The sequence below is a fragment of the Aeromonas aquatilis genome, assembly GCF_054052405.1.
In genome coordinates, this window is the sequence record NZ_JBSTYP010000004.1 from 1 (window position 1) to 24,536 (window position 24,536).

At 61.7% G+C, this 24,536-nt stretch carries 21 protein-coding genes, 1 pseudogene and 1 other annotated feature; of the genes and pseudogenes, 10 read left to right on the plus strand and 12 right to left on the minus strand.

Features of this window, described 5'->3' with window-relative positions; translation table 11 throughout:
• Positions 1–88: 88 nt before the first annotated feature.
• The 3 genes from ACW5W8_RS02260 to ACW5W8_RS02270 are packed head-to-tail and all read right to left on the minus strand — an operon-like array spanning position 89 to position 4,520.
• Positions 89–2,572: a hypothetical protein gene (locus ACW5W8_RS02260; protein ID WP_498626207.1), complete on the minus strand. Its 2,484-nt coding sequence runs from the start codon at positions 2,570–2,572 to the stop codon at positions 89–91.
• Complete coding sequence (locus tag ACW5W8_RS02265; RefSeq protein WP_498626208.1) at positions 2,569–3,768, minus strand: glycosyltransferase; 1,200 nt, start codon at positions 3,766–3,768, stop codon at positions 2,569–2,571. The genes ACW5W8_RS02260 and ACW5W8_RS02265 overlap by 4 nt, the downstream gene beginning before the upstream one ends.
• Positions 3,765–4,520, minus strand: coding sequence for an acyltransferase (locus ACW5W8_RS02270; protein ID WP_498626209.1), 756 nt, complete (start codon positions 4,518–4,520; stop codon positions 3,765–3,767). The genes ACW5W8_RS02265 and ACW5W8_RS02270 overlap by 4 nt, the downstream gene beginning before the upstream one ends.
• A gap of 299 nt (positions 4,521–4,819) precedes the next feature.
• Here ACW5W8_RS02270 and ACW5W8_RS02275 point away from each other — a divergent pair, with 299 nt between their 5' ends.
• The 4 genes from ACW5W8_RS02275 to ACW5W8_RS02290 are packed head-to-tail and all read left to right on the plus strand — an operon-like array spanning position 4,820 to position 9,950.
• A complete protein-coding gene (locus tag ACW5W8_RS02275; RefSeq protein ID WP_498626210.1) occupies positions 4,820–6,139 on the plus strand; it encodes a lipopolysaccharide biosynthesis protein in 1,320 nt (439 codons plus the stop codon).
• Positions 6,127–7,533, plus strand: a complete 1,407-nt coding sequence (locus ACW5W8_RS02280) for an O-antigen ligase family protein (protein ID WP_498626211.1) — start codon at positions 6,127–6,129, stop codon at positions 7,531–7,533. The genes ACW5W8_RS02275 and ACW5W8_RS02280 overlap by 13 nt, the downstream gene beginning before the upstream one ends.
• Positions 7,530–8,801: a glycosyltransferase family 4 protein gene (locus tag ACW5W8_RS02285; protein ID WP_498626213.1), complete on the plus strand. Its 1,272-nt coding sequence runs from the start codon at positions 7,530–7,532 to the stop codon at positions 8,799–8,801. The genes ACW5W8_RS02280 and ACW5W8_RS02285 overlap by 4 nt, the downstream gene beginning before the upstream one ends.
• A gap of 12 nt (positions 8,802–8,813) precedes the next feature.
• Positions 8,814–9,950: a glycosyltransferase family 4 protein gene (locus tag ACW5W8_RS02290; protein ID WP_498626214.1), complete on the plus strand. Its 1,137-nt coding sequence runs from the start codon at positions 8,814–8,816 to the stop codon at positions 9,948–9,950.
• 54 nt (positions 9,951–10,004) lie between these two features.
• On the opposite strand, the gene ACW5W8_RS02295 is transcribed toward ACW5W8_RS02290, so the two are convergent.
• The 9 genes and pseudogenes from ACW5W8_RS02295 to hisG all read right to left on the minus strand — a co-directional run bounded on the left by ACW5W8_RS02295 (position 10,005) and on the right by hisG (position 17,736).
• On the minus strand, positions 10,005–10,166 hold the full coding sequence (locus ACW5W8_RS02295; protein WP_498626215.1) for a hypothetical protein: 162 nt from the start codon (positions 10,164–10,166) through the stop codon (positions 10,005–10,007).
• 127 nt (positions 10,167–10,293) lie between these two features.
• Positions 10,294–10,914: a bifunctional phosphoribosyl-AMP cyclohydrolase/phosphoribosyl-ATP diphosphatase HisIE gene (gene hisIE, locus ACW5W8_RS02300; RefSeq protein ID WP_498626216.1), complete on the minus strand. Its 621-nt coding sequence runs from the start codon at positions 10,912–10,914 to the stop codon at positions 10,294–10,296.
• A gap of 128 nt (positions 10,915–11,042) precedes the next feature.
• On the minus strand, positions 11,043–11,816 hold the full coding sequence (gene hisF, locus ACW5W8_RS02305) for an imidazole glycerol phosphate synthase subunit HisF (protein ID WP_156852744.1): 774 nt from the start codon (positions 11,814–11,816) through the stop codon (positions 11,043–11,045).
• A complete protein-coding gene (gene hisA, locus ACW5W8_RS02310; protein WP_498626217.1) occupies positions 11,816–12,577 on the minus strand; it encodes a 1-(5-phosphoribosyl)-5-[(5-phosphoribosylamino)methylideneamino]imidazole-4-carboxamide isomerase in 762 nt (253 codons plus the stop codon). Before hisA ends, hisF begins: the two co-directional genes overlap by 1 nt.
• Before the next feature lie 5 nt (positions 12,578–12,582).
• Positions 12,583–13,224 carry an imidazole glycerol phosphate synthase subunit HisH gene (gene hisH, locus ACW5W8_RS02315; RefSeq protein WP_498626218.1) on the minus strand — a complete coding sequence of 214 codons (642 nt, stop codon included), beginning with the start codon at positions 13,222–13,224 and terminating at the stop codon, positions 12,583–12,585.
• On the minus strand, positions 13,224–14,333 hold the full coding sequence (hisB, locus tag ACW5W8_RS02320; protein ID WP_498626219.1) for a bifunctional histidinol-phosphatase/imidazoleglycerol-phosphate dehydratase HisB: 1,110 nt from the start codon (positions 14,331–14,333) through the stop codon (positions 13,224–13,226). Before hisB ends, hisH begins: the two co-directional genes overlap by 1 nt.
• Positions 14,334–14,348: 15 nt before the next feature.
• Positions 14,349–15,419, minus strand: a complete 1,071-nt coding sequence (hisC, locus tag ACW5W8_RS02325; RefSeq protein WP_498626220.1) for a histidinol-phosphate transaminase — start codon at positions 15,417–15,419, stop codon at positions 14,349–14,351.
• Positions 15,416–16,827, minus strand: a pseudogene (gene hisD, locus ACW5W8_RS02330) (histidinol dehydrogenase). Before hisD ends, hisC begins: the two are co-directional and overlap by 4 nt.
• 12 nt (positions 16,828–16,839) lie before the next feature.
• On the minus strand, positions 16,840–17,736 hold the full coding sequence (gene hisG, locus ACW5W8_RS02335) for an ATP phosphoribosyltransferase (protein WP_498626221.1): 897 nt from the start codon (positions 17,734–17,736) through the stop codon (positions 16,840–16,842).
• A 24-nt stretch (positions 17,737–17,760) separates the two neighbouring features.
• Positions 17,761–17,889, minus strand: a sequence feature (His leader region).
• A gap of 188 nt (positions 17,890–18,077) precedes the next feature.
• On the opposite strand from hisG, the gene ACW5W8_RS02340 reads away from it, so the two are divergent.
• The 6 genes from ACW5W8_RS02340 to fadD all read left to right on the plus strand — a co-directional run bounded on the left by ACW5W8_RS02340 (position 18,078) and on the right by fadD (position 24,498).
• Positions 18,078–18,323 carry a hypothetical protein gene (locus tag ACW5W8_RS02340; RefSeq protein WP_498626222.1) on the plus strand — a complete coding sequence of 82 codons (246 nt, stop codon included), beginning with the start codon at positions 18,078–18,080 and terminating at the stop codon, positions 18,321–18,323.
• 67 nt (positions 18,324–18,390) lie between these two features.
• A complete protein-coding gene (gene yoaA, locus ACW5W8_RS02345) occupies positions 18,391–20,310 on the plus strand; it encodes a DNA repair helicase YoaA (RefSeq protein WP_498626223.1) in 1,920 nt (639 codons plus the stop codon).
• 90 nt (positions 20,311–20,400) lie between these two features.
• Positions 20,401–21,102 carry a tRNA (adenosine(37)-N6)-threonylcarbamoyltransferase complex dimerization subunit type 1 TsaB gene (gene tsaB, locus ACW5W8_RS02350; protein ID WP_498626225.1) on the plus strand — a complete coding sequence of 234 codons (702 nt, stop codon included), beginning with the start codon at positions 20,401–20,403 and terminating at the stop codon, positions 21,100–21,102.
• 118 nt (positions 21,103–21,220) lie between these two features.
• Entirely contained in the window at positions 21,221–21,736 is a 516-nt protein-coding gene (locus tag ACW5W8_RS02355) for a Slp family lipoprotein (protein ID WP_265783369.1), read from the plus strand.
• A gap of 8 nt (positions 21,737–21,744) precedes the next feature.
• Complete coding sequence (locus tag ACW5W8_RS02360) at positions 21,745–22,623, plus strand: alpha/beta fold hydrolase (RefSeq protein WP_498626226.1); 879 nt, start codon at positions 21,745–21,747, stop codon at positions 22,621–22,623.
• 198 nt (positions 22,624–22,821) lie between these two features.
• Positions 22,822–24,498: a long-chain-fatty-acid--CoA ligase FadD gene (gene fadD, locus ACW5W8_RS02365; RefSeq protein WP_498626307.1), complete on the plus strand. Its 1,677-nt coding sequence runs from the start codon at positions 22,822–22,824 to the stop codon at positions 24,496–24,498.
• The last annotated feature ends 38 nt before the right edge of the window (positions 24,499–24,536 follow it).

Genomic DNA, 24,536 nt, shown 5'->3' on the forward strand with positions numbered 1-24,536 from the left:
CAATGTCAGCCCGGCGGAGTTTAACAAGAGGTATTGGAGAACTGCTCAGGCTGCTTGATCCGGGACTGTCCGATCTTGTCAGGACACCTCACTCGCGGCGCCACTGGATCCAGGCGGCAGAGGGCAGTTGCTCTGCCACCTGCCAGCGGGTCGGCAGCTGATCCCGCAGGCGCTCCAGCAGCAGGGCGGCATCCACCTGATAGCGGGCTTCCTGCTCCAGCCAAGCGAGCCAGCGCAGATCCTCGATGGCTTGCTGCAACAGCAACAGATCGTGGGAGAGGCGGTGCGTCTCGCAGGCTTGCGGGCCGAGCAGCATAAAGTCGCTCTCCCGCCCGTCGGTGGGGTCATAAGGCAGGGCGGTGGGCATGCGGCCATGCCACTGCAAATAGCCCTCGGCGCCGCTCTGCCACAGATAGAACCCGGCGGCTCTCGGGGTGCCCAGATTGTAAAACCAGGGGGTGACCTTGTGCTGGCGCACCCGGGCCACATCGGCCTTGTCGGCGCCAAAGCCTGCGTTGATCAGGGCAATCTCCACCTCTGCCAGCAGACCAACCTGACCCGGATGATTGAAGTGACCTGCGCGGATCACCGCCGGCTCCCGCCGTTTCATCTCCCGCGCCAGGGTGGTGATGGCGGGCAGGGTGGCGAGATCGGGCTCATCAAACAAGCTCCATGCCAGCGGTGGCAAGCCGCTGGCGGTCAGCGCCTGTTGCCGCGCCTGCCACTGTTCGAGCTGGCTGGCAGGGTCGCCCCCCCAGCGCTTGAGCGGGGTATAGGCCAGCAGGGGCGGCACAAAGCCGAGCCCGGCCGCTTCTCCCAAGATCTCCCGCATCCCCGCTTCATCCTGTGGCAGGGCGGGCGAGAGGCCGCTGATCCCGAGTTTGGCGAGCCGCTGCAGATCGCAGCGACTGGCCGCGGCGATCTGCTCTTTTAGCGCCTCGGGGTCGGGGCTCAGCCAGTTCAGATAGGGGGGCGCTTCGACATAGATGCCGACCGGCTTGCTGGCCGCGGGCAGGGTCAGCGGCAGCACCTCGATGGTCAGTGGCAACTGCACCAGTTGCTGTTGGCTGAGCAGCTGAATATTGCCCAGATAGCGACCGGCAGGCGCATAGCGTGGGACGGTGATCTGCAGCACCAGACGCCGAGGTACGCCTGCCAGCAGGGTGAGCCCGGCGATCCCCTCGACCAGTTCCTGATCCGAGGGAGCCAGCAGGGTGCCGCTCGCCTGCGGGCGAACCAGATGCCACTTGCCGTAATAGGGGGTCAGCGCCAGCTGCGATCCTGCCTGCTCGGGGGGCTGGATCACCAGCAAGGGGGCCGGATCGTCGGTGGCGGCGTGGATGGCAAACTCCAGCAGCAGCTGGCTGCCACGGGCGGCCAGCACCGGTTGTGCAGCCTGCTGCAACGCATCGGCCGCAGATAGCGGGGCGATCTGCAGGGTTGGGGCGGCATCCGTAATCGGCGTGAGGCTCAGTTGCTGCGAAGCAGGGGCTGGGGCTGGGGAATAGGGGGCCAGAGTCCACTTTTCCAAAAACAGCTGGCGCTGCTTGGTCAGCACGCTTGCGGTAGCGTCGGCCAATACGGCGAGATCTTTTCCACTATTCGGGAGAGCCTCTTTGCTGGTGGGGGCCGGATAGGGGGCAAGCAGCAGCCCCGCCAGGTATTTGGCATCCGGTGAGTGGCCCACCAGTGTGATAGTGAGCGGGCCGCCTGGGTGGTTCAGGGTGACATGAACGGGGCCGCCCTGTCGTGCCCCGAACAGCTGCCAGGGATCCGGATTTGGCAGTGCCTCGCGAGATTGTCCCGCCAGATAGCGCTGCGTTAGCCATGCCTGCGGTTGCCACTGCTCGGCCCAGATGGGCTCACCATTGACCAGCACGCTGCGCTCGAAGGGGTGGGGCAGGTACTCCCACTCGCCGGGATCATCCAGCCAGAGGGTGAGCTGGTAGCGTCCCTTGGCGACATCCAGCCGTACGCCGTCGAGATTACGGAGTCCATCGCGAACCAGGGCATCGCCGGAGGGGCGTAAGATGGGGGTGGGATGGCCAATCAGCCGGGGATCCCCCGGGCTCAGGGGCTCAAAGCCGGTAAAGCGGGGCGCAGCCGCCGCCCCCAGATCCAGCGCAATGGTGCCCGCAGGCAGAGTCAGACCGGGCTCCCAGTACCAGCGGTGAATGGTCAGCGAGGGGGCGTTATCGGCCATAAAGAGATAGAGCTTGGTGAGTTTGTCCAGCGCCAGCGCTTTGGGCTGGCTGGTGCGCCACTCGCTCAAGGCAAAGCGCTGGGTGAAGGGGCCGGGGGCGACAATCCGCTCCAGATTGACCCGGCTGCGGTAGTTGACCGAGGCCTCGTCGTCGATACGCAGGATCAGGGTTTGCGGGCGGGCGCTGGAGTTATGGCCCTCGATCACCAGTTCATCATCGCTGCCTATTGGCCAGTTGTGGGTGCGCAGATCGAGCCGCTGGGGTGTCTGGTTACCCGTCAGGGGCAGCGGGGTCTGCCCCTCCAGCCGGGTAGCGCCCATCGCTGCATTGGCGCAGAGCAGGATAACCAGCCAGAGCCCTCTGCTCATCCGGCCAGCCCTTTCAACCAGTTATTCAGCTCGGCAGCCTTGTGATCCCAGCTTTGCAGGGCCACCTGCTGCTGGCGAGTGTGGCGCCCTTCGCTGCGGGTGAGCCCCTCCCAGCCACTCTCCTGAAACCAGCCCGGATTGGGTTGATCAAAGGCGGCCCGGTTGATGGCCTGGGCCAGGCTCTCCCCGCTGCGGGGGAGCTGGATCTGATCCCGATAGCCATCGAGGGCCGGAAAATCGGTGCTGACGATGGGCCGCCCTGCGGCCAGATACTCGCGCAATTTCAATGGATTGCAGGCACGGATCTGGGCGTTGTCGACAAAGGGCAGCAGACTCACCTGCCAGTGCTGGGCATAGGCTGCCAGCGTGTGATGGGGACGGGGCCCCAGCAGATGGATATTGGGGAGCCCCTTGAGGGGGGAGATATCGGTCTGGACCGGGCCAATCAGCACCAGATCCCAGTGGGGCAGGGCGGCCGCCGTCTCTGCCAGCAGGGGGATATCAATCCAGTCGCTCAGGCTGCCGTAAAATCCGGCAATGGGGCGGCCGGAGGGGAGATCCGCCGGACGCTCTCTGGGGGGCATAAACAGCTCGAGATCCACGCCGTGGCTGAGGAGTCGGGTTTTATGGGGGGGAAAGCGGCTGGCCAGCGCGGGGCTGGCGGCCAGAATGAGATCGGCTTTTTCCACCAGTCGGGCCTCGCAGTGAGCGATGGCCTGATGATCCACCCCCGCCAGCGCCGAGAAGTCATCGCCGCAGTAGTAGATCACCGCCCGCTCTTCGAGCTTGCCAATCAGATCGACGGCGCTGGGCAGGGAGATCCAGAGCAAGGGGCGATCCAGCTCGGGCAACTGGCGCCGGATCTGCGCCGCCAGCCAGTGGCCATTGATCTTGCCCGCCAGCCGACTGCCCGGCAGCGGCAAGGCGAGCGGCGGCAGTCCCCGGGGGCTGCTGGCTTCGGATGGCGCAACCGACTGGCCACCAGAATGGCGCGTGCCGCGCAGCACGGCCCCCAGTTTGCGGACGATGCGGGTGAGATCATGAAGGGTAAAGCGGGGGCAGCGCATGCCGATGGAGTTGACCCAGAGCACTTGATAATCGGGCAACAGACGCTTGATCAGGTGTTGGGTGCTGGAGGGGTGCTGGCCCCAATCCTCTCCTAATACCACCAGTTGCGGCAATGAGTGTGGTTTCATGCAAAGGTCTCCGAAGCGTGTGCGAGGTCGCTGTGATCTTGTGGCTGCAACGGGCGCAGTACTGTGGCCGGTACACCCGCTGCCAGCACACCTGCAGGCAGATCCCGCGTGACGACGCTGCCTGCGGCGACAATGGTACCGGCGCCTATGGTGACACCGGCCATCACCATCACCCCGGTGCCGAGCCAGACATCCTGCTCAAGCACAATGGCCCCCACCTGTTCATCGCGATCCGGTTTGCCAAGAGCGCGGTCGCGGGCGTTGACCGGGTGCCCCGGGTAGCCCGCCAGAAAGGCACGGCCAGCAATTCTGACGTTATCCCCCAGCACTATCTTGCTGCCCACCGCCAGGGTGGTCTGCCAGCCAATGCCGACATTGCTGCCAATGACCAGCCTTGGTGTCTGGCTCGATGCCCGGCCGCTGATGGTCATGGCGGCGCTGAGGCGGCAGTCGGCACCGATATCGATGGTGACCGGACCGCTGATATAGGGGATGCCGCCATAGAGATAGAGGCGTGGCGCGGGGGCTGTGAGGCGAGATTGAAACAAGGGGGTCCACCAGAGGGTGCGGGTCAGGGTCGCCAGCGCGTTGCTGCCGAGCAAATAGAGCCGATAAAGCAACCGATGCAGGGGAGGGATCACGGGGAGTGACCAGTGGCGGGCGCTTTTGGCCAGTCGCCATACCCGGCGGGCCAGTGGCGTTTCCCCCTGTTTGGCCCAGCTTTTCATCCGGTGCAGGTTGATGGTGTTCATGGCGACCTCTCCCTCTGGTGCAGTCCATTGCTCGCTATGCAGAAAGCAGGGATCGGGCCAACAGGACGACCCCAGCTAGAACGGGCCAAATGGGGCTAAGAGGAGGGGCAGATTGCGCCGGTCGGTGCAATTTGCAGCCAGCGTTGTGCAAAACGCAAATGCCAGTCTCATTCTGGGCCTGTTCTGGACGGTTAAGCCACACAGAGTGGCTATTGCTTCAGGGCGGGAGTGAGTGGCGTGGGCTTTGCATTAGCGGTAGCTGACCCGAAACGGGATGCTTCGGGTGGCTGGGAGGCCCTATGAAACTTGGTGTGAACCAGATTGCCATGCTCTATTACGCCGGCGGCTTGCTCCTGATGAAGGGGATCTCCCTGTTGATGCTGCCGGTGCTGACCCATCAGCTGCTGCCTCGTGAATACGGCCAGCTGGAGGTGCTGCTGACCCTCATCAATCTGGGCTCCCTCATTCTCGGCTTCGGGCTGGTGGATGCCCTCTACCGTTTTGCCGGACTGGCGAAAGATGAGCAGGAGCGCCAGCAGGTAGTGGCCCGCATGTTTGGGCTGGTCTGGCTGATCGCCCTGGCCAGTCTGGTGCTGCTCTGGCTGCTGGCACCTGTGGTGCAAGCCTGGCTACCAGTTAAAACCCGTCTTGCGGATGTGCGCTGGGTGCTCTGTGCCCTGCCGTTTGAAGGGGTGATCGGTGTGCCGTTGGCATGGCTGCGGATGCGCAATCAGGCCCGGCTCTTTTTCGTGGCGACCGCAGGCAAGGCGGTGATCCAGTCGGTGCTGACCGGCTGGTGGCTCTGGCTCGGCTGGGGCGTGAGCGGGGTGCTGGCCTCCGGCACCCTGACCTGTGTTGCACTGGCGCTGCTGCTGAGCCTCTGGCAGTGGCGAGATAGCGGGATCCGCTTTGACTGGCAGCACTATCGATCGCTGCTGCGCTATGGATTGCCCCTGGTGGTGAGCGGGCTGGCAGGCTTTGCCCTGAGCGGACTGGATCGCTGGCTGCTGGCCGATGTGGTGGGGGAGGCGCTGCTCGCCTACTACGCCGTAGCGGGCAAGCTGGCGCTGGCGGTGGGGTTGTTGCTGCAACCCTTTGCCCTCTGGTGGTATCCCCGCCGTTTCATGCTGCTGCGCGAGCCGGATGGACTGCGACTCAATGCCCACTACAGCGTGATGGGGTCGGTGCTGGGGTTTGTCACCGCGGGGATTGTCGGGCTTACCGCCCCCTTGCTTATTCGCTGGCTGACCCCGGAGAGCTATCACGGGGCGATCGCCTATATTCCGCTGCTGGTGCTGGGCATGGCGGTGCGCAATGTTTCGGACTTGCTCAATGTCGGCTGCTTTAGTGGCGAGAAGAGCAATGCCCAGATGGTGATCAATCTGGGCTGCAGCGCCCTTGGGGTCGCAGGCTTTCTGCTCGCCATCCCCCCCTTCGGGGTTGCCGGGGTGATCTGGACCCTGCTGCTGGTCTATCTGGTACGGGCGCTCGCCTTTTATCTGGTGAGCCAGCGGTTGCTGCCGCTGCCGTATCGCCTCTCGACCCTCTGGGCCAGTTCGCTTGGGGCGCTGGCGATGGTCTGGCTCGGCCAATGGTGGGCAGGATCATGGCTCGTCTAACGCCAGCCATCTGGGCAAGCGCCATCTGTCTGGTGCTGGCACTGCTCTGGTGGCGGCTGCCCCATCCCTTGCTGTTGCCGGTGCTCGGCCTTGCCATTCCCGCCATCTGGTTTGCCCTGCGCTGGCCCTTCTTGATGGTGCTGGGGTTTGTCACCTTTTCCTTCTTTCGACTGCATGAGGTGTTCCCCCAGCTCTATCCCCTCAAGATCCCGTTGCTCTTCTCGCTGGCCGCCATCGGCGCGCTGGTCTGGCACATTTTTCTGACCGGCCGGATCAAGCCCTACTGGAGTCCAGCCCTGAGCTGGCTGACGGCCTTCTTTGTGATGGTCTCCATCGGTGTGCTGTTTGCCAGCAACCGGGGCGAGGCGATCGCCACCTGGACCGGCAGCTACAGCAAGATCTATCTGATGACCCTGGCGACCGCCTGGCTGGTGCGCACCCCGGGGGATTTTGCGCTGGCGGTGCGTACCTTTGTTGTGGCGGGCTGTCTGGTGGCGCTGGTGGCCCTCTACAACAAGGCGAGCGGGATCGGGCTGGTGGAGGGGACCCGGGTGACCATAGGGCGCGAGCTGGGCTCTGTGCTGGGGGATCCCAACGATCTGGCGCTGGTGCTGCTCTTTCCTGCCGGCTTTTCGCTGAGCTTGCTGCTCAATCAGGGCAATGGGGTGGGGGGGCGTTTGCTGGGGGGGCTTGGCTTTGCGCTGACCGCCGCCGCCATTATCGCCACCCAGAGCCGCGGTGGTTTGCTTGGCGTGTGTGCGGTCAGCGGCCTGTTTGCCTGGCAGCGGGTGAAGTCGAAAACCCTGTTGATCTCGATGGGGATGGTCGCGCTGGTGGTGCTGTTTGCCGCCGCCGGGATCAGTGACCGGGCATCTGGCGGCGCCGCCGAGAGCGGGGTCGATGCCTCGGCCATGGGGCGGATCTACGCCTGGCAAGCGGCCTGGGGTATGGCACTGGGCCATCCGCTGGTGGGGGTGGGCTTGTCCAATTTCTATTACAACTACTTCTTCTACAGCCCCCATTGGGATGGGCTCAATCATGCGGTGCACTCCACCTGGTTCGGGGTGCTGGCTGAAACCGGCTTTGTCGGGCTGGCGCTGTTTATCGGCATGGTGACGGTGGCCCTGCGCAGTTGCTGGCGTTGCCAGCTTGCTGGCATGCCTCCTGCAGTGATCACGGCAATGCAGGGGGTGATGGCCAGCATGGTGGGGTTTGTGATTTCGGGATCCTTCCTGACCCAGGGCTTTACCTGGCCCATCTATCTGGAGCTGGCGCTGGCCGTCGCCGCGATCAAGTACGTGCAGCAGGCGGCCACAGAGGTGAAGGCCACCGCTGAGGATCATCAGAAGGCAACCCGGTTGCCGGCAGTGCCACCAAAGGGAGCAAGAGGATGAACGCAACCCCTGTTTTGCTGGTTCACTACGGAGAGGACTGGATCCGCGGCAGCGAACGCTGCCTGCTGGATCTGCTGGCCCACCTCGATCGCAGCCGGTTTACGCCGCTGCTCTGGTGCAATAGCCCGATGCTGGCAGCAGAGGCGGCCACCCTCGGGGTAGAAACCATGGTCGAGCCGTTCAGCCTGCTGCTGGGATGGCAGGCGCCCCGCTTTGATCTTGCTGCCCATCGGCGCCTCTCCCGGCGAGCCAGAGAGCTCATCACCGAGTGGCAGATTGGGCTGGTGCATGCCAACAGCGCGGCCCCTTGTCAGTGGCTGGCGGCGGTCTGTCGGGCGTTGCAGGTACCGCTGGTGTGCCACCTCCATGCCCGTTATCAGCCCAGAGACAGATTCAGCCTGCGGGTCCATCAGGCAAGCGTAATGATTGGGGTGAGCGAGCCGGTATTGACCGGTTGGCGCCAGGATGGCTGCGCGGCCGAACGGTTGATCCGGGTTCCCAACGGGGTGGATGCCGCTCGCCTGAATGGCGGTGCTCGCTGGCCGGTCGTCGGCATGCTGGGCTTGCCCCCGGGGGATATGATCATCGCAACCGTCGGCTCCCTGATCAAACGCAAGGGGATTGATCTGCTGATCCGCTCGCTGGCTGCCCTGATGGCATCGGGGGAGGAGGCCCAGTTGCTGATTATTGGCAGCGGTCCGGAACGGGAAGCATTGGTGGCGCTGGCTGTCGAGCTCGGGGTGGCCGAGCGGGTCCACTTTCTCGGCGAGCGGCCGGACAGCGCGGCTATCTTGCGGGGCGGGGTGGATCTGCTGGTCTCCGGAGCCCGTGAGGAGGTGTTTGGTCTGACGTTGGCGGAGGCCGGCATGCTGGGGCTCCCGGTCAGTGCCTATCGGGTGGGCGGCATCCCTGAAGTGGTGGAGGAGGGGGGGACCGGCTTGCTGGCAACCCCGGGGGATTGGGCCGAGATGGCTGATCACTGGCGGCAATTGAGTAATCCTCAACGCCAATGTGCGATGGGGCGGGCCGCTCAGCTGCGTGCCGCGCAACTGTTCACGGTGGCGCGCTACGTTGACGGGGTCACGGCGGTGTGGGACGCCGCGCTGGCTGGTCGTTGGCACGCCGCGGCCCCCACCCCCTTCCGACCACTCATTCATTGGGTGGGGCAACGACTCCTTGCCAGAGGTCGCAATATGCTGGCGAGTGGGATGGCCAAAGTGGCGCAAAAAGTGCAGCTGGGGTTTGGCCGCCGCAAGGTACCAGAGTAAGGGAGCAGCAAGATGAGCATGCAAACTGAGCCGGTGTTTGGAAAGGTCATCGTTGTGGATCCCATCCCGTTTCGCGGTGGCTCCAAGGTTGCGACCGAAGTGCTGCTCGATGAGTTGGCCAAGCGGATGCCCGGGCTCACATGCCATGTGCTGACCCAGGATCCCGACTCCTGGCCCCGTTGCCAGCATCACCCCCTTTGGCTGCCCCACATATTGAAGGGGCGGGAGTCCGGCATCGGCTATCTGCTCAAACAGGGATGGCAGACCCTGCTGATCCTCTGGCTGGTGTTGCGTCTGGGGCAGGTGAAGTGCCTGGTGGCGGCGTCCGGGCCGGGGGTGGACCTCTGCTGTTACTGGGCTGCCCGCTGGTTGCGGTGCCGGGTGGTTCAGCTGATCCATGGCCCTGTTGGGTGCTCGGGGCTCTCTGCCAGAGCCTTGCAACGGGCGAGTTTTGTCTTTTATCTCGAATCAACTCGCAGCTCCCTGGCGGCGCTGCTGGCCCGGCTTGGCGAGACCGAGTTCCCGTCACACTGGCAGCCATTTACCAACGGCTTGAGCGAGATTGATTGGCCCAAAGCGACCCTGGGTGGTACCCACATTTTGTGGGCGGCCTCGTTGCTGCGCTGGAAGGGGCTGGAGACCATGCTGGCCGCCCATCAACTGATCCCAGATGCTCGCCCCGAGCTGATGGTGTGCTATCTGCAGCCCAAGGGCACGCTGCAGCCATGTAGTCAGCCTCAGCCACAGCTGCCAGATACCCATTGGTATGCCAACCCCGCCAATCTTGACGAGATCCGATCTCAATGCGGCATTTTTGTCTCCACCAGTCACCAGGAACCGTTTGGTCTCACCATTCTGGAGGCCATGGCGGCAGGATTGTGCGTGGTGATCCCGGCCGATGGCGCCTGGTGGGATCGACACCTCACCGATGACGTGAATTGCCGCAAATATCAGCCAAATGATCCCGGCGATCTGGCGCGGGTGCTGGCCAGCCTCAATGCCATGCCCGACGTGGTCAAGCGACTTGGCCATCATGCCCGCCTGCATGCCATGGCCCATTACAACGCGGCGGATACCTACCAAAGCACACTGGATCAGTGGGAAGGGTTGTTGCGATGGGATGCATTGAGCCGCTCAGTGAATGGTTAGCCCGGAACGATTCCATTGCAGGGATGATAAGAGGCTCACTATGCCACTACACTATTAAAAAAAACATATTGCAAAACGTGGAAACTGGCGCAATGTGTGGAGCATTTTCTGGCGAGATATTTTACGATTCCAGGCAACAGAACCATCAGCCATCCATACAGACACCTGAAAAACAGACTTGGCAATATCGATTCCAACTACTTTGATCGTGTTCATGTGGTGCTCCCCCAAGTTGAACGCAGTCAGCCTAAGTATGAAACTGACCGAGCTGAGTGGGGGCGTCCATCACATCACTACACATCTTGACTAAATAAAGCCGGGAAATCCCGGCTTTATTATTAGTTTATTTGTTGTGCCGCTCATAAAGCCGCTGCACGACATCTTGTAATCCCAACCCTTCGTTTTGCAGCAGCACGGTCAGGTGGTAGAGCAGATCGGCGGATTCGTTGATGAGCTCCTCCCGATCCTTGGCCATGGCGGCCAGCGCCACTTCAACACCTTCCTCACCGACCTTCTGGGCGATGCGCTTGGTCCCTTTGCCATAGAGGCTGGCGGTGTAGCTGGTGGCCGGATCGGCCCCTTTGCGGGCGGCCAGCACCTGTTCCAGCTCAGCCAGAAAACCGAGCGGTGGCACCGGGTGGCCGTCAAAGCAGGAGGTTGTGCCCTTGTGGCAGGTGGGGCCGACGGGGTTGGCGGCGATCAGCAGAGAGTCCTGATCGCAGTCGGTGCTGATGGCGACGAGTTGGAGCACATTGCCCGAGCTTTCACCCTTGGTCCAGAGCCGCTGTTTGCTGCGGCTAAAGAAGGTGACCTGACCGGTGGTCTGGGTCTTCTCCAGCGCTTCGCGGGTCATAAAGCCCTGCATCAGCACCTCGCCGCTGGCGGCGTGCTGGACGATGGCGGGGATCATGCCGTCACATTTTTCCCAGTCGAGCTCTTCAATTAATAAGTTGGAATTATGCACGGGTATCGGCTCCTCTATTATCAGACCGGCACTCAGGGCGGGGGATCATGGCGCATTTACATTTTGCCCAATCGAGCTGATCGGCAAGGGGGCGCGTGCTGGTGGTGGTTTGTGTGTTATCTGAGAAGTTATTCACGGATGGCGACTCCTTCGGTTTTCAGCCAGCGTTTCAATTCGGGAATGGGGATAAGGCCTTTGTGGAACACAGAGGCGGCCAGCGCCCCGTCCACATCGGCGAGGGTAAAGGCATCGCGAAAGTGTGTCATGGCACCGGCGCCGCCGGAGGCGATCAGCGGCACCTTGCAGACGCCGCGCACCAGCTTGAGCTGATCGAGATCATAGCCCTGACGCATGCCGTCCTGATTCATCACGTTCAGCACGATTTCGCCCGCGCCGCGCTTTTGCACTTCTTGCACCCAGTCGAGGGTGTGCCAGGCGGTGGTGCGGGTGCGACTCTCGTCACCAGTAAACTGTTTGACCTGATAGTGGCCCGTGTCGGCGTCGAAGTAGGAGTCAATGCCCACCACCACGCACTGCACGCCAAAGCGCTCGGCCAGTCGACTGATGAGGGTCGGGTCGGCCAGTGCCGGAGAGTTGATGGAGACCTTATCGGCGCCAAATTCGAGGATCTGGCGGGCGTCTTCCACGCTTTTGATGCCACCGGCGACGCAGAAGGGGATATCGATCACCTCCGCTACCCGGCTCACCCAGCTCTTGTCCACCACCCGCGCATCACTGGATGCGGTGATGTCATAGAACACCAGCTCGTCTGCCCCTTCCTCGGCATAGCGGCGCGCCAGCTCGACTATGCCGCCCATCACCTCGTGGTTGCGAAACTGCACCCCCTTGACCACCACGCCATCTTTCACGTCGAGGCAGGGAATAATGCGTCTTGCCAGCATCAGTTGCCTCCTCTGGTATCGGCAGCGGGGGCTTGCCAGCAGGCGATGGCGTCACCCAACGAGAACTTGCCCTCCAGCAGGGCGCGGCCAAGGATGATCCCCTTGACGCCGGAGCCCTTGAGCGCCTCTATATCCGCGATGCCGCCAATGCCGCCGGAGGCCTGAAAGGCGACGCTCGGGTAGCGGGCGCAGAGATCCCGATAGAGCTCGACGTTGGTGCCAGCCAGGGTGCCGTCACGGCTGATGTCGGTGCAGAGCACATGCTTGAGCCCGGCGGGGAGGAAGCGTTCGATCAGCGCTTCGATGGTCACGCCGCTGTTCTCCTGCCAGCCCGCCACCGCGATATGGCGATTGCCCTGCTCATCTATATTGACGTCCAGCGCCAGCACGATCTGCTCGGGGCCATATCTCTCCATCCAGCTCGCCACCAGATCCGGGGATTTTACGGCGGTGGAGCCAATCACCACCCGGCTGGCGCCGGCGGCCAGCAGATCTGCCACATCCTGTTCGGTGCGCACGCCGCCGCCGACCTGCACCGGCGCTTCGGTGGCCGACAGCAGTTGGGTCAGCAGGGGCAGCTGGCGCGCCTTGGCATCCTTGGCACCGTCCAGATCCACCAGATGGAGCTGCACCGCCCCCTGGGAGACATATTCATCGAAGCGGGCTTGCGGGCTGCTGCTGTATTCGGTCTTCTGCTCGTAGTCCCCCTGATAGAGGCGAACTACCTGACCGTTGATAAGGTCAATTGCGGGAATGATCATGCTAGTCACAGCTCCAGAAAATTTTGCAGCAAACGGGCACCGGCCGCGCCTGAGCGCTCCGGGTGGAATTGGGCGCCGAAGAAGTTGCTGTGCTCTGCAACTCCACCGACGATGGCGGTAAATGGCTTGCCGTAGTCGCAGGTCGCCAGCGTCGCTTCGGTCACCTCCAGCGCATAGGAGTGCACGAAGTAGAAGTAGCTGCCGCTCGGGATCCCCTTGAGCAGAGGATGGCTCTCATCATGCTCAATCTGGTTCCAGCCCATATGGGGCAGGCGCAGATTGCCGACTTCCATCAACCGGACCTTGCCCGGCACTATGCCAAGGCAGTCGATGAGATCGCCTTCACTGCCATCGGCACTCATGCTCTCTTCGGAGGCCTCCGCCAGCATCTGCATGCCGAGGCAAAAGCCCAGCAGCGGCTGCTTGGCGGCGCGAATAAGGGGCACCAGCCCGCGCTCGTTGAGGTTCTTCATGGCGGCCACCGCGGTGCCGACACCGGGCAGGATCAGCTTGTCCGCCTGCTCGATATCGGCAGCTAGGCTGGAGACCAGCGGCTGCACGCCGAGGCGCTCGAACGCCATCCTGACCGAGGCCAGATTGGCACAGCCGGTATCGATAATGACCAGCTTCTGCTTGCTCACATCCATCACAGCACTCCCTTGCTGGAGGGAAGTTCGCTCCCTTCCACCCGAATGGCCTGACGCAGGGCGCGGCCAAAGCCTTTGAACAGCGCCTCCACCTGATGGTGGGTGTTGCCGCTGCCCACCTTCATCTGCAATGTGATTGCCATGGCGTCCGAGAGGGAGCGGAAGAAGTGAGGCACCATCTCGGTGGCCATCTCGCCCACCTTGTCGCGGCCAAAGCCGCTCGGGCAGTCAAACACGAAGTAGGGGCGACCGCTAAGATCCAGTGCTGTGCTCACTTCCTGCTTGGTCAGCGGACGCGCATCGATCACCGCTTGCACCTCGTCCATTGCCAGCACGAAGCCGAAACGGCCGATACCGCGCTTGTTGCCAAGGGCCTGACGCAGCGCCTGACCCAGCGCTAGCCCAACATCTTCCACCGTGTGGTGATCGTCGATATGCAGATCGCCGCTGACGTTCAGCTTGAGCTGGAAACCGGCGTGGGTGGCAATTTGATCCAGCATGTGATCAAAAAAGCCGATGCCGGTTTCAATCTGGTTGCCGCTGCTTTTGTCCAGATCAACGGCCACCTGAATGCGGGTCTCTTTTGTGTAGCGTTCCACCGAGGCTACGCGCCCCTTGGACAACAGCTGATCACGGATGGCGAGCCAGTCGTGATCCTGCGGGTGGTAGCGAATACCGCCAATGCCCATGTTCTCGGCAAGCTGCAGATCGGTCTGGCGATCGCCAATCACGAAGGAGTTGGCAAAGTCGATGCGACCCGAGGCGAGATACGCCTTCACCAGCCCGAGGTGGGGCTTGCGGCAGCTGCAGCCGTCGGTGGGGAAGTGGGGGCAAATCAGCACCTGCTCCCACTTCACCCCTTGCGATTCGAACAGGTGCATCATCAGGTCGTGGGGCGGCTGGAAGTTCTCCAGCGGCAGGCTGGCGGTGCCCAGCCCATCCTGATTGGTCACCATCACCAGCACGTAACCGGCGGCCTGCAACTCGCGCAGCACCGGAATGACCATGGGCTCGAAGCGCAGCTTGGCGAGGCTATCCACCTGCTTGTCGGTCACCGGCTCTTCAATCAGGGTGCCGTCGCGGTCGATAAACAAAAACGGGGTCTTCATCGCTACATCCTTGTCTTACAAAGTGGGAGAGGGCAGATCACGCAATACCGCCAGCACGGCATCCATCTCGCCCTGATAGCCGATGGTGACGCGAATGCTGTTATCCAGGCTCGGCTTGCTGGAGAAATCCCGCAGTATGATGCCGGCGGCCTTCATGGCGGCAAAGACGGCGGCGCCATCCACAAAGCGCACCAGCACGAAGTTGCCCTTGTCTTCGAACACTTCATTCACGCAGGCAAGCGTTGTCAGCTCTGCCTTGAAGGTGGCTTTTTGCTTGTTGAGCTCTATCACTCGCTCCTGCATCAACTCCAGCCCCATGGGGGAGAGGGCCTGCGCCGCGATCTGGGCGATGGGCTCGGGGATGGGGTAGGGGGCGATCACCTTGGCCAGCATGGCGATCACCTCGGGGCTTGCCAGCGTAAAGCCGCAGCGGATCCCCGCCAGCGCAAAAGCCTTGGAGAGGGTGCGGGTCACCACCAGATTGGGGAGGCGGGCCAGCAGGTCTACCACGGATGCTTCCGGGCAGAACTCGATATAGGCCTCGTCCACCACCACGATGGCGCGATCCCGAGCTTTTTCCAGCAGGGCGATGAGGCCGTCGCGACCCACCAGATCCCCGGTGGGGTTGTTGGGGGAGCAGAGAAACACCAGTTTCACGTCGGACAGGCGATCGGCAATGGCGGGCCAGTCCGGTTGGCGGCTGGCGGTCAGCGGCTGCTCGACGATGCCAACGCCACAGGTCTCGGCGCTGATGGCGTACATGCCGTAGGTGGGCGGGCAGATGAGGATCTGATCTTCACCCGCTTCGCAGAAGGTGCGGATCAAGAGCTCGATGGCCTCGTCGGCGCCGCGGCTCACCAGCACCTGAGCGGGATTAACCCCGGCATAGGCGGCATAGCCGTTCACCACCTCGGTCGGTTGGCACTCGGGGTAGCGGTTGAGGCGGCTCCCCTCGATGGTAAAGGGATAGGCCTGTGGCGCCTCGTTGGCGTTGAGCCAGACGTGGCCCTTGCCGCCGATACGGCGGGCAGATTGATAAGGGGTGAGGGCCCGCACCACGCGGCGCGCCAGATTGGCAATGCTCATGACAAATCCTTCTGCTGTGCTGTTGGTTGGGGCGCGGCGGCCAGGGCGTTCAACCTGAGGGTGACGGCGTTATTGGCGGGGGCATCGAGCCCTCTTGGTGCGGTGCTTTTCATATCCGCTCCTTTTGCAGTGCATTCAATCTCAGCGTCACGGCATTTTTGTGGCCATCGAGCCCTTCGGCCTCTGCGATGCGCTCGACAATGGGGCCAAGGCCGCGAATGCCTTCGGCGCTCAGCTCCTGCACCGTGTAGCGGCGCTGATAATCGGCGAGGCCAAGGCTGGAACAGGTGCGGGCATAGCCATAGGTAGGCAAGGTGTGGTTGGTGCCGCTGGCGTAATCGCCGACCGATTCCGGCGTCCATGCTCCCAGGAAGATGGAACCGGCGTTCTCGAGCTTATCCAGCAGATCACGGGGATCGCGGGTCTGCACAATCAGGTGCTCCGGCGCGTAGGCGTTGGAGATGGCACACGCCTCGGCCAGATCGTCACAGAGGATCACCAGACTGCTACCGAGCGCCTGCGCGGCGATATCGCGGCGGCTCAATTTGGCCAGCTGGCTCTTGATTTCGCCAGCGATGGCATCGGCCAGCAGCGGCGAGGTGGTCACCAGCACCACCTGGCTGTCGGGGCCGTGCTCGGCCTGGGAGAGCAGATCTGCCGCCACGAAGGCGGGGTTGGCGCTCTCGTCGGCAATGACCAGCACCTCGGAGGGGCCGGCGGGCATATCGATGGCGGCGCCGCGCCAGTCGCGGGAAACCTGTCCCTTGGCTTCGGTCACATAGGCGTTGCCCGGGCCGAAGATCTTGTCCAACTTGGGAATGCTTTCTGTGCCGTACGCCATGGCGGCGATGGCCTGGGCGCCGCCGATGGCGAACACCTTCTCGACCCCGCAGGCGCGGGCGGCAAACAGGATCTCGTCGCTGGCCGGAGACGGTGTGCAGAGCACCACTTCACGGCAACCGGCGATGGCGGCCGGAATGGCCAGCATCATCACGGTGGAGGGGAGCGGCGCGCTGCCCCCCGGCACATAGAGGCCAACCCGACTGATGGGCTGGGTGCGCAGCTCGCACACCACCCCGAGCTGGGTTTCTACCCGTACCACTGGCTGCACTTGCGCGGCGTGGAAGGTGCGAATATTGGCAATCGCCGCTTCGATGGCGCTTTTGATGCCGTCATCCAGCCGCGCGCAGGCAGCTTCAATCTCGGCCTCGCTGACGCGCAGCTGCTCACGGGGGGCGCGCTCGAAGCGCAGGCTCAGCTCGCGCAGGGCCTCATCGCCCCGGCTGCGTACCGCTGCAATGATATCCCGCACCACGGCACCGATATCGGCCTCGTCACTCAAGGCCGGTCGCGTCAGCACGTCGGCCTGCTGGGCGGGGGAGAGGGTCTTCCAGATCAGGGTCTGCATGATGTCCCTTCCTTATTCCATCATTTTTTCGATGGGCAGCACCAGAATGGAGCTGGCACCGAGGGCCTTGAGCTGCTCCATGGTCTCCCAGAACAGGGTCTCGCTGGAGACGACGTGCAGCGCCACCTGATTGGTATCACCGGCCAGCTGCATGATGGTGGGGCGCTCGGTACCCGGTAGCAGATCAGTGATGGCATCGAGCTTGTCTTTGGGAGCGTGCAGCATGATGTACTTGCTCTCGCGGGCCTGCTGCATCCCCTGAATGCGGGGCAGCAGTTTGTCGATGAGTTTCTGTTTGGCATCGGACAAGGGGTTGGGGGCCTGTACCAGTACCGCCTTGGAGCGGTAGATCACCTCCACCTCTTTGAGGCCGTTAGCTTCCAGGGTCGCGCCGGTGGAGACCAGATCGCAGATAGCATCGGCCAGACCCGCACGGGGTGCCACTTCTACCGAGCCGCCCAGCATCACGCTTTTGAAGCCGAGACCCTTTTCGTCAAAGAAGCGCTTGAGCAGCCCAGGGTAGGAGGTGGCGATGCGCTTGCCCGCCAGACTCTGTGGCCCTGTATAGGTCACATCTTCCGGTACCGCCAGCGAGAGGCGGCAGCCACCAAAGTCCAGCTGCTTGAGGGTTTTGACCGCAAAGGGCTGACCCTGAGAGGCGCGAATAAGCTGCACCTCTTCCAGCACGTTCTCGCCGATGATGCCAAGGTCAACCACCCCTTCCATCACCAGCCCCGGGATATCGTCATCACGCACCCGCAGGATATCGATGGGCATGTTCTCGACATGGGCGATAAGGCGCTGCTCGCGCAGGTTGATCTTGAGGCCACAGCTCTTGAACAGGGCTTGGGAGTCCTGGCTCAGACGACCGGACTTTTGCATGGCAATACGCAGACGTTGTGTTTCCATTGCTCGATTTCCTTCTAGTCAAAAACGAAAAAACCCTCGGAAGTGGGTGCTTCCGAGGGTTTATGAATCTTGCGGTCCTTTTGGAAGTCACCTGTTACGTGTCTTCCAGCAGTCAACCTCCTGAAAGACTAGTCGGGATGATGATGGTGATGATGAGTCTTCAGGGTGGTGAACTTCATGTAATCAATCCTTTACAAAATAAGATGTCGTAATTGACGCCTGATTTAAACTACCTGCCTTGACAGAAAATGCAACCCGAAATTGTGATTTGATCGATTAAAGTGGCGAAAACGGTTTTCTGGCCGATAACTAGACAATAACCCCTTGCAGGAGTCGCCATCATGCCCAGCCAGGACCTGTTGTTCCCCATTTTGCCCCGGGCGCCCGCCGCGCCCGGCAGCGAAGAGATCAAGCGGGAAGTGAATCAGATCAGCAAAAAGCACCAGCTGCGCAAGACCGGCACTGACAACAGTGACTCCCAGCAGCGCCAGCAGGCGTATAACACGCCAGCCAAACGTGATCAGCATAAGGCGGAGGAGGACGATCACAAGCCGGACCCCGAACATCAGATCGATCTGTTCGTCTAGGCAGATTATCTGTCCCGCTTTTGCCCCGCTTTTGGCATAATGGCCGCTTTTGCTGCGGGACGCCCTTTTGACCATCCAGACCCTGTTCAAGCCAGATGGCCCTCTGGCCAGCCATATCGACGGTTTCAAAGCCCGCGCTCCCCAGTTGGAGATGGCCGAAGCGGTCGCGCGCGCCATCAAGAGTGGTGGCCGTCTGCTGGTTGAGGCAGGAACCGGTACCGGCAAGACCTACGCCTATCTGGTGCCTGCGCTGGAGTCCGGCAAACGGGTGGTGATCAGCACCGGCTCCAAGAACCTGCAGGAGCAACTCTTCTATCGGGATCTCCCGACCATCACAGGGGCGCTCTCCTACACCCCGCCGGTGGCCCTGCTCAAGGGTCGCAGCAACTATCTCTGCATCGAGCGGATGAACCGGCTCTTGAGCGAATCCCATCTGCAAAAGCCTGAAATCCTGAACGATCTGGTGAAGGTAAAATCCTGGTCCACCGCCACTGATAACGGCGATGTGGGGGATATTCCGGGATTGCAGGAGAACGCCGAGATCCTCGCCCACGTCACCAGCACCAACGACAACTGCCTCGGTCGCGACTGCCCCTATTACGACGACTGCCATCTGGTGGTGGCCCGACGCCGCGCCATGGATGCCCAGGTGGTGGTGATCAATCATCACCTCTTCTTCGCTGATATGGCGGTGAAAGACACCGGATTTGGCGAGTTGGTGCCAGAAGCGCAAGTCTATGTGTTTGACGAGGCGCACCAGCTGCCGGAGATCGCTACCAACTACTTCGGCAAGTCAGTGGGCAGCCGAACGATTCAGGATCTGGCGCAGGATATCCAGCTGGCCTATCGGGCCGAGGCCCACGACATGGCCCAGCTCGGCAAGGCGGCGGACCGGCTCGCTATCGCCAGTCAGGATCTGCGTCTCGCCTTCGGGGTTGATGGCGGTCGCGGCAATACCCGCGACATGTTGCGCCAGCCACTCTGGGGGCAGGCCTTGGCTCGTCTTAACGATGCCATCGGGCTTTGCTACGAGGTGCTCAAACTGGCGCTCGGGCGGGGCGAGCAGCTGGATCACGCCTTCGAGCGCATCAGTGAACTGCGCACCCGTCTTGGCGAGGTGCTGGCGGTCAATCAGACCGGATTCTCCTACTGGTATGACTGCTCACGGCTGCACTTTACCCTTAATCTGACGCCGCTCTCGGTGGCCGAGAGATTCAGTGCCGAGGTGCAAAGACCGGAAGTGGCATGGGTCTTTACCTCGGCAACCCTGACGGTGGATATGCGGTTTGATCACTTCAAGGCCGAGCTGGGGCTGGCGGGCAGCGCCGAGCTGATCCTCGACAGCCCGTTCGACTATGGCGAGCAGGCGCGGCTCTGTGTGCCCCGCTATCTGCCGGAGCCCAACGCCTTTGGTCGCGGCGAGCAGCTGGCCAATCTGATGATCCCGCTCATCAACAAGACACCGGGTGGCTGTTTCTTCCTCTGCACCAGCCATCAGGTGATGCGTCAGGTGGCCGAGGTGCTGCGCCGGGAAATTGGTCGCACCGTCTTGTTGCAGGGGGAGGACAACAAGCAGCGGCTGCTCAAGGAGTTTGTCGAGAATGGCCGTGCCGTGCTGGTGGCGACCAGCAGCTTCTGGGAGGGGATAGACGTGCGGGGGGCCGCGTTGTCGTGTGTTATCATCGACAAACTGCCGTTTGCCAGCCCCGATGATCCGCAGCTCAAGGCGCGGGTGGATGATTGTAAGCTCAAGGGGGGGGATCCCTTCGCCGAGCTGCAGTTGCCCAAGGCGGTGATTGCCCTCAAACAGGGGGTGGGGCGGCTTATTCGTGATCGCAGTGATCACGGGGTTTTGGTGATCTGTGATCCACGAATGGTCAACAAGCCTTACGGCGCCACCTTTATCAAGAGTCTGCCGGCCATCCCACGTACCCGGGAGTTGGGAACGTTGGGGAGTTTTTTCGATCGTACTGAACGTGGTGAATAAGTGTGCCGCCAGCTAACAGATTTGAACAACGGGTGAGCATATCTCGCTTGCCGGTTATGTAATTGACTGATTTTATAGAGATTGGAAAGCATGAACGAGTTGAAGATCCTGGCCGTTGATACCGCCACCGAAGCCTGCTCCGCCGCCTTGCTGGTGGGTGACAAGCTGTTCTCCCGCTGGGAGGAGGCTCCACGGGATCACACCCGAAAAATCCTGCCCATGGTTCAGGCTGTGTTAGAGGATGCCGGGATAAGTTTGAGTGACCTTGATGCCATTGCGTTCGGTCGCGGCCCGGGCTCCTTTACCGGCGTGCGGATCGGCATCAGTGTGGCGCAAGGTCTGGCGTTTGGTGCGGGTGTGCCGCTGATTGGCATCTCGACCCTGGCCGCCATGGCGCAAGGCGCCTATCGACTGGATGGCGCCGAGCAGGTGCTGACCGCCATCGATGCGCGGATGAACGAGGTCTATTTCGGCCGCTATGAGCTAATTGATGGCCGCATGCAACTGGTGGGCGACGAGGTGGTGAGCGAACCCGCGGCACTGGTTGACGCCCGTGGCAAGCAGGCGGGCCCTGTGACCTGCGTCGGCACCGGTTTTGAAACCTATGGCGAAACCCTGAGTGGTCTGGCCGATGAGCTGGCGGTGAGCCAGGTACGCTTCCCGGCGGCAGAAGACATGTTGCCGCTGGCCCGCGCGGCCTGGTTGGCTGGGGAGGCGGTAGCGGTTGAGAAGGCAACCCCCGTCTATTTGCGTGACAAGGTGACCTGGAAAAAACTGCCGGGTCGCGAATAAGGGCAGGAGCACTGACGTCATGTCGCTCTTGCCGCTCATCAGCTGCAACACAAGCGGGTGGCCCGACGGGCCACGCTGGCAACAGGAGAGTGACATGATGCGTAATACCAGAAGCGACATGCTGAAACGCGGGATGGTGGTCGGGGCGCTGGCTCTTCTGCTCGGGGCCTGCAGCTCGGTCCCCAAGGAGCTGGCCTATGAGCCTGAAAACCAGCTGGTGGCCTATCAGCCCGCCCTTGGCGGGATGGAGGGCAAACCGGCCCGCTGGAGCGGCGTTATCTCGGCGGTTCACAACAAGGCGGATCAGAGCGTGATTGAAGTGGTCTATCTGCCGCTTAAATCCAACGGTGTGCCGGAGCAGACCGAACAGAGCCCGGGCCGTTTTCTGGCCATCATGAAGGGCTTTGTCGATCCGACCCTCTACGCCAAGGGGCGTAGCCTGACGGTGCTTGGCACCATAGGCAAACCAGTTGATAGCCAGATTGGCGAGCACAAGTACCGCTTCTCGGTGCTCAATGTGACGGGCAGCAAGCTGTGGCCGCCAGTCAAGGAGGTGGAGGTGCGCTATATGGACCCCTACTTCTATGACCCCTTCTATGATCCCTTCTGGCCGAGACGGCCGCTGCGTCGCTAAGGCTTGCCATGATCAACAGCATCAAAAGCACTCTGCACGAACGTCTGCTCACCTTGGCAGATGGTCGGCAGGTGGCCCTGCTTGAGAATCAACTCGCGGATCAGGCTCAGCAGGGCAAACCCCTGCTGATTGCCCTGCACGGCTGGCTCGACAACAGTGCCAGCTTCTTGCCGCTGGCGCCGCATCTGGGGGATTTTCACCTCATCTGTGTCGATCTGCCGGGGCACGGTCACTCCGATCACAAAACCACCCCTTATGTCTTTGTCGACTGGCTGGACGATCTCTACCAGATCGTGCAGGCGGCAGGGTGGTCGCGCTTCACTCTGCTCGGTCACTCCCTCGGGGCGTTGATCGCCTCGGCCTATGCCGGAGTCTTTCCCGAACAGGTGGAGCGGCTGATCATGCTGGAGGGGCTGGGGCCGCTGAGCCAGCCCGATGAGGAGGTTCCTGCCCAGCTGCGACGTGCGATTTTAAACCGCAGTCGCACCCGGGAGCGCAGTGCCAACGGCTTTGCCTCCATCGATGAAGCTGTCGCCGCCCGTCGCAAAGTGGCGGATATCACGCCGCAGTCGGCGCGCCTTATCTGTGAGCGGCAGCTTGAAGAGCGGGCAGGGCGCTGGTACTGGCGCAGCGACCCCCGTTTGCGGGATCTTTCACCCCTGAGAATGAGCGAAGGACAAGCTCGTGCGCTAATGGCGGCTATCTGTTGTCCTGTGCTGTTGATTCAGGGGGAGCAGGGCTTTGCTGCACTGGAAGCTCAATGGCAGGCCCGTCAGGATGCCTTCCAGCAGATCGAGCGGGTCATATTGGGTGGAAACCACCATTTTCATATGGAAAATTCGGTTGATACGGCCGTTTGTATCGTAAAATTTTGTCAAGTTCGGTAGAATCGCCAGCTTTCAATAATTCCAGGTTTGTTTTCTCTCTCACATTTTTCTGTTGTTAATTTGCTGTTAATCGATGTTGCGCTGTGTAAATATGAACGGCATTAGAGCATCAACTTAAAACAACCGATTAAAATGGATGTGAACCGGGACGGAGGCAACACAGTGAGCGCACAGGTGCTAGTTATGCAGGAGAAGTTCGTGGAAAAAGTCTGGCTGAAACGTTATCCGGAAGGGGTCCCCGCCGAGATCAATCCAGACCAATACAGCTCCCTGGTCGAGATGTTCGAATCCTCGGTGACCCAGTTTGCCGATCAGCCCGCCTTCGTCAACATGGGCCAAACCATCACCTACCGCCGGCTGGAAGAGCAGTCCCGCGCCTTTGCTGCCTACCTGCAAAACGAGCTGAAGCTGGAGAAGGGTGATCGGGTCGCGGTGATGATGCCTAACCTGCTGCAATACCCCATCGCCGTGTTCGGCATCCTGCGCGCCGGCATGATCGTGGTCAACGTCAACCCGCTCTATACCCCGCGCGAGCTGGAGCATCAGCTCAAAGATTCCGGTGCCAAAGCCATCGTCATCGTCTCCAACTTCGCCCATACCCTGGAAAAGGTGGTCTACGACACCCCGATCAAGCACGTTATCCTGACCCGGATGGGGGACAATCTGGGGCTGGCTAAGGGCACTCTGGTCAACTTCGTGGTCAAGTACGTCAAGAAGCTGGTGCCGAAATACAATCTGCCCCACGCCACCACCATGCGTCAGGCCCTCTCCAAGGGGCGTTTCCTGCAGTACATCAAGCCGGAGATCACCAACGATGATCTCGCCTTCCTGCAGTACACCGGTGGCACCACCGGCCTCTCCAAAGGGGCCATGCTGACTCATCGCAACATGATTGCCAACGTTGAACAGTGCCTCGGCGTCTACGGCCCCATGCTGGAGCGCGGCAAGGAGTTCGTGGTCACCGCGCTGCCGCTCTACCACGTCTTTGCCCTGACCGTGAACTGCCTGCTCTTTATGCGTATCGGCGGTTACAACCTGCTGATCAGCAACCCGCGCGACATCCCGGGTTTTGTAAAAGAGATCAAGAAGTACCCCTTTACCTGCATTACCGGGGTCAACACCCTGTTCAATGCGCTGGTCAACAATGAAGAGTTTCAGGGGATCGCCTTTGACAAGCTCAAGCTGACCATCGGTGGCGGCATGGCGGTGCTGCGCGCGGTTGCGGAGAAGTGGAAGACACTGACCGACACCCCGCTGCTGGAAGGCTATGGCCTGACTGAGTGTTCGCCACTGGTGAGTGTCTGCCCCTACGATCTGACCGACTACAACGGCTCCATCGGTTTGCCGGTCTGTTCTACCGAGATCCGTCTGGTGGATGACAACGGTCAGGTGATCCACGCCCTCGGCACCCCGGGCGAAATGCAGGTTCGCGGCCCGCAGGTGATGGTGGGCTACTGGCAGCGCCCCGAGGCGACCGCCGAAGTGATGCAGGATGGCTGGCTCTGTACCGGTGACATCGCCGTGTGCGACGAGCAGGGCTTCTTCAAGATCGTTGACCGCAAGAAGGACATGATCCTGGTCTCCGGTTTCAACGTCTATCCGAACGAGATCGAAGATGTTGTTGCCCTGCACCCGAAAGTGCTGGAAGTGGCCGCCGTCGGTGTGCCGCACAAGGTCTCCGGTGAGCTGGTGAAGATCTTTGTGGTCAAGAAAGATGCAAAATTGCAGGAGGACGAGATTATTGCCCACTGCCGCAAACATCTGACTGCCTATAAGGTGCCGAAACTGGTAGAATTTCGTGACGAACTTCCCAAGACCAATGTGGGCAAGATCCTGCGCCGCGTACTGCGCGACGAGGAGATTGCCAAGCAATAACCGGACTGCGGCTGCAGAAGCCTCTGCAAACCAGCACC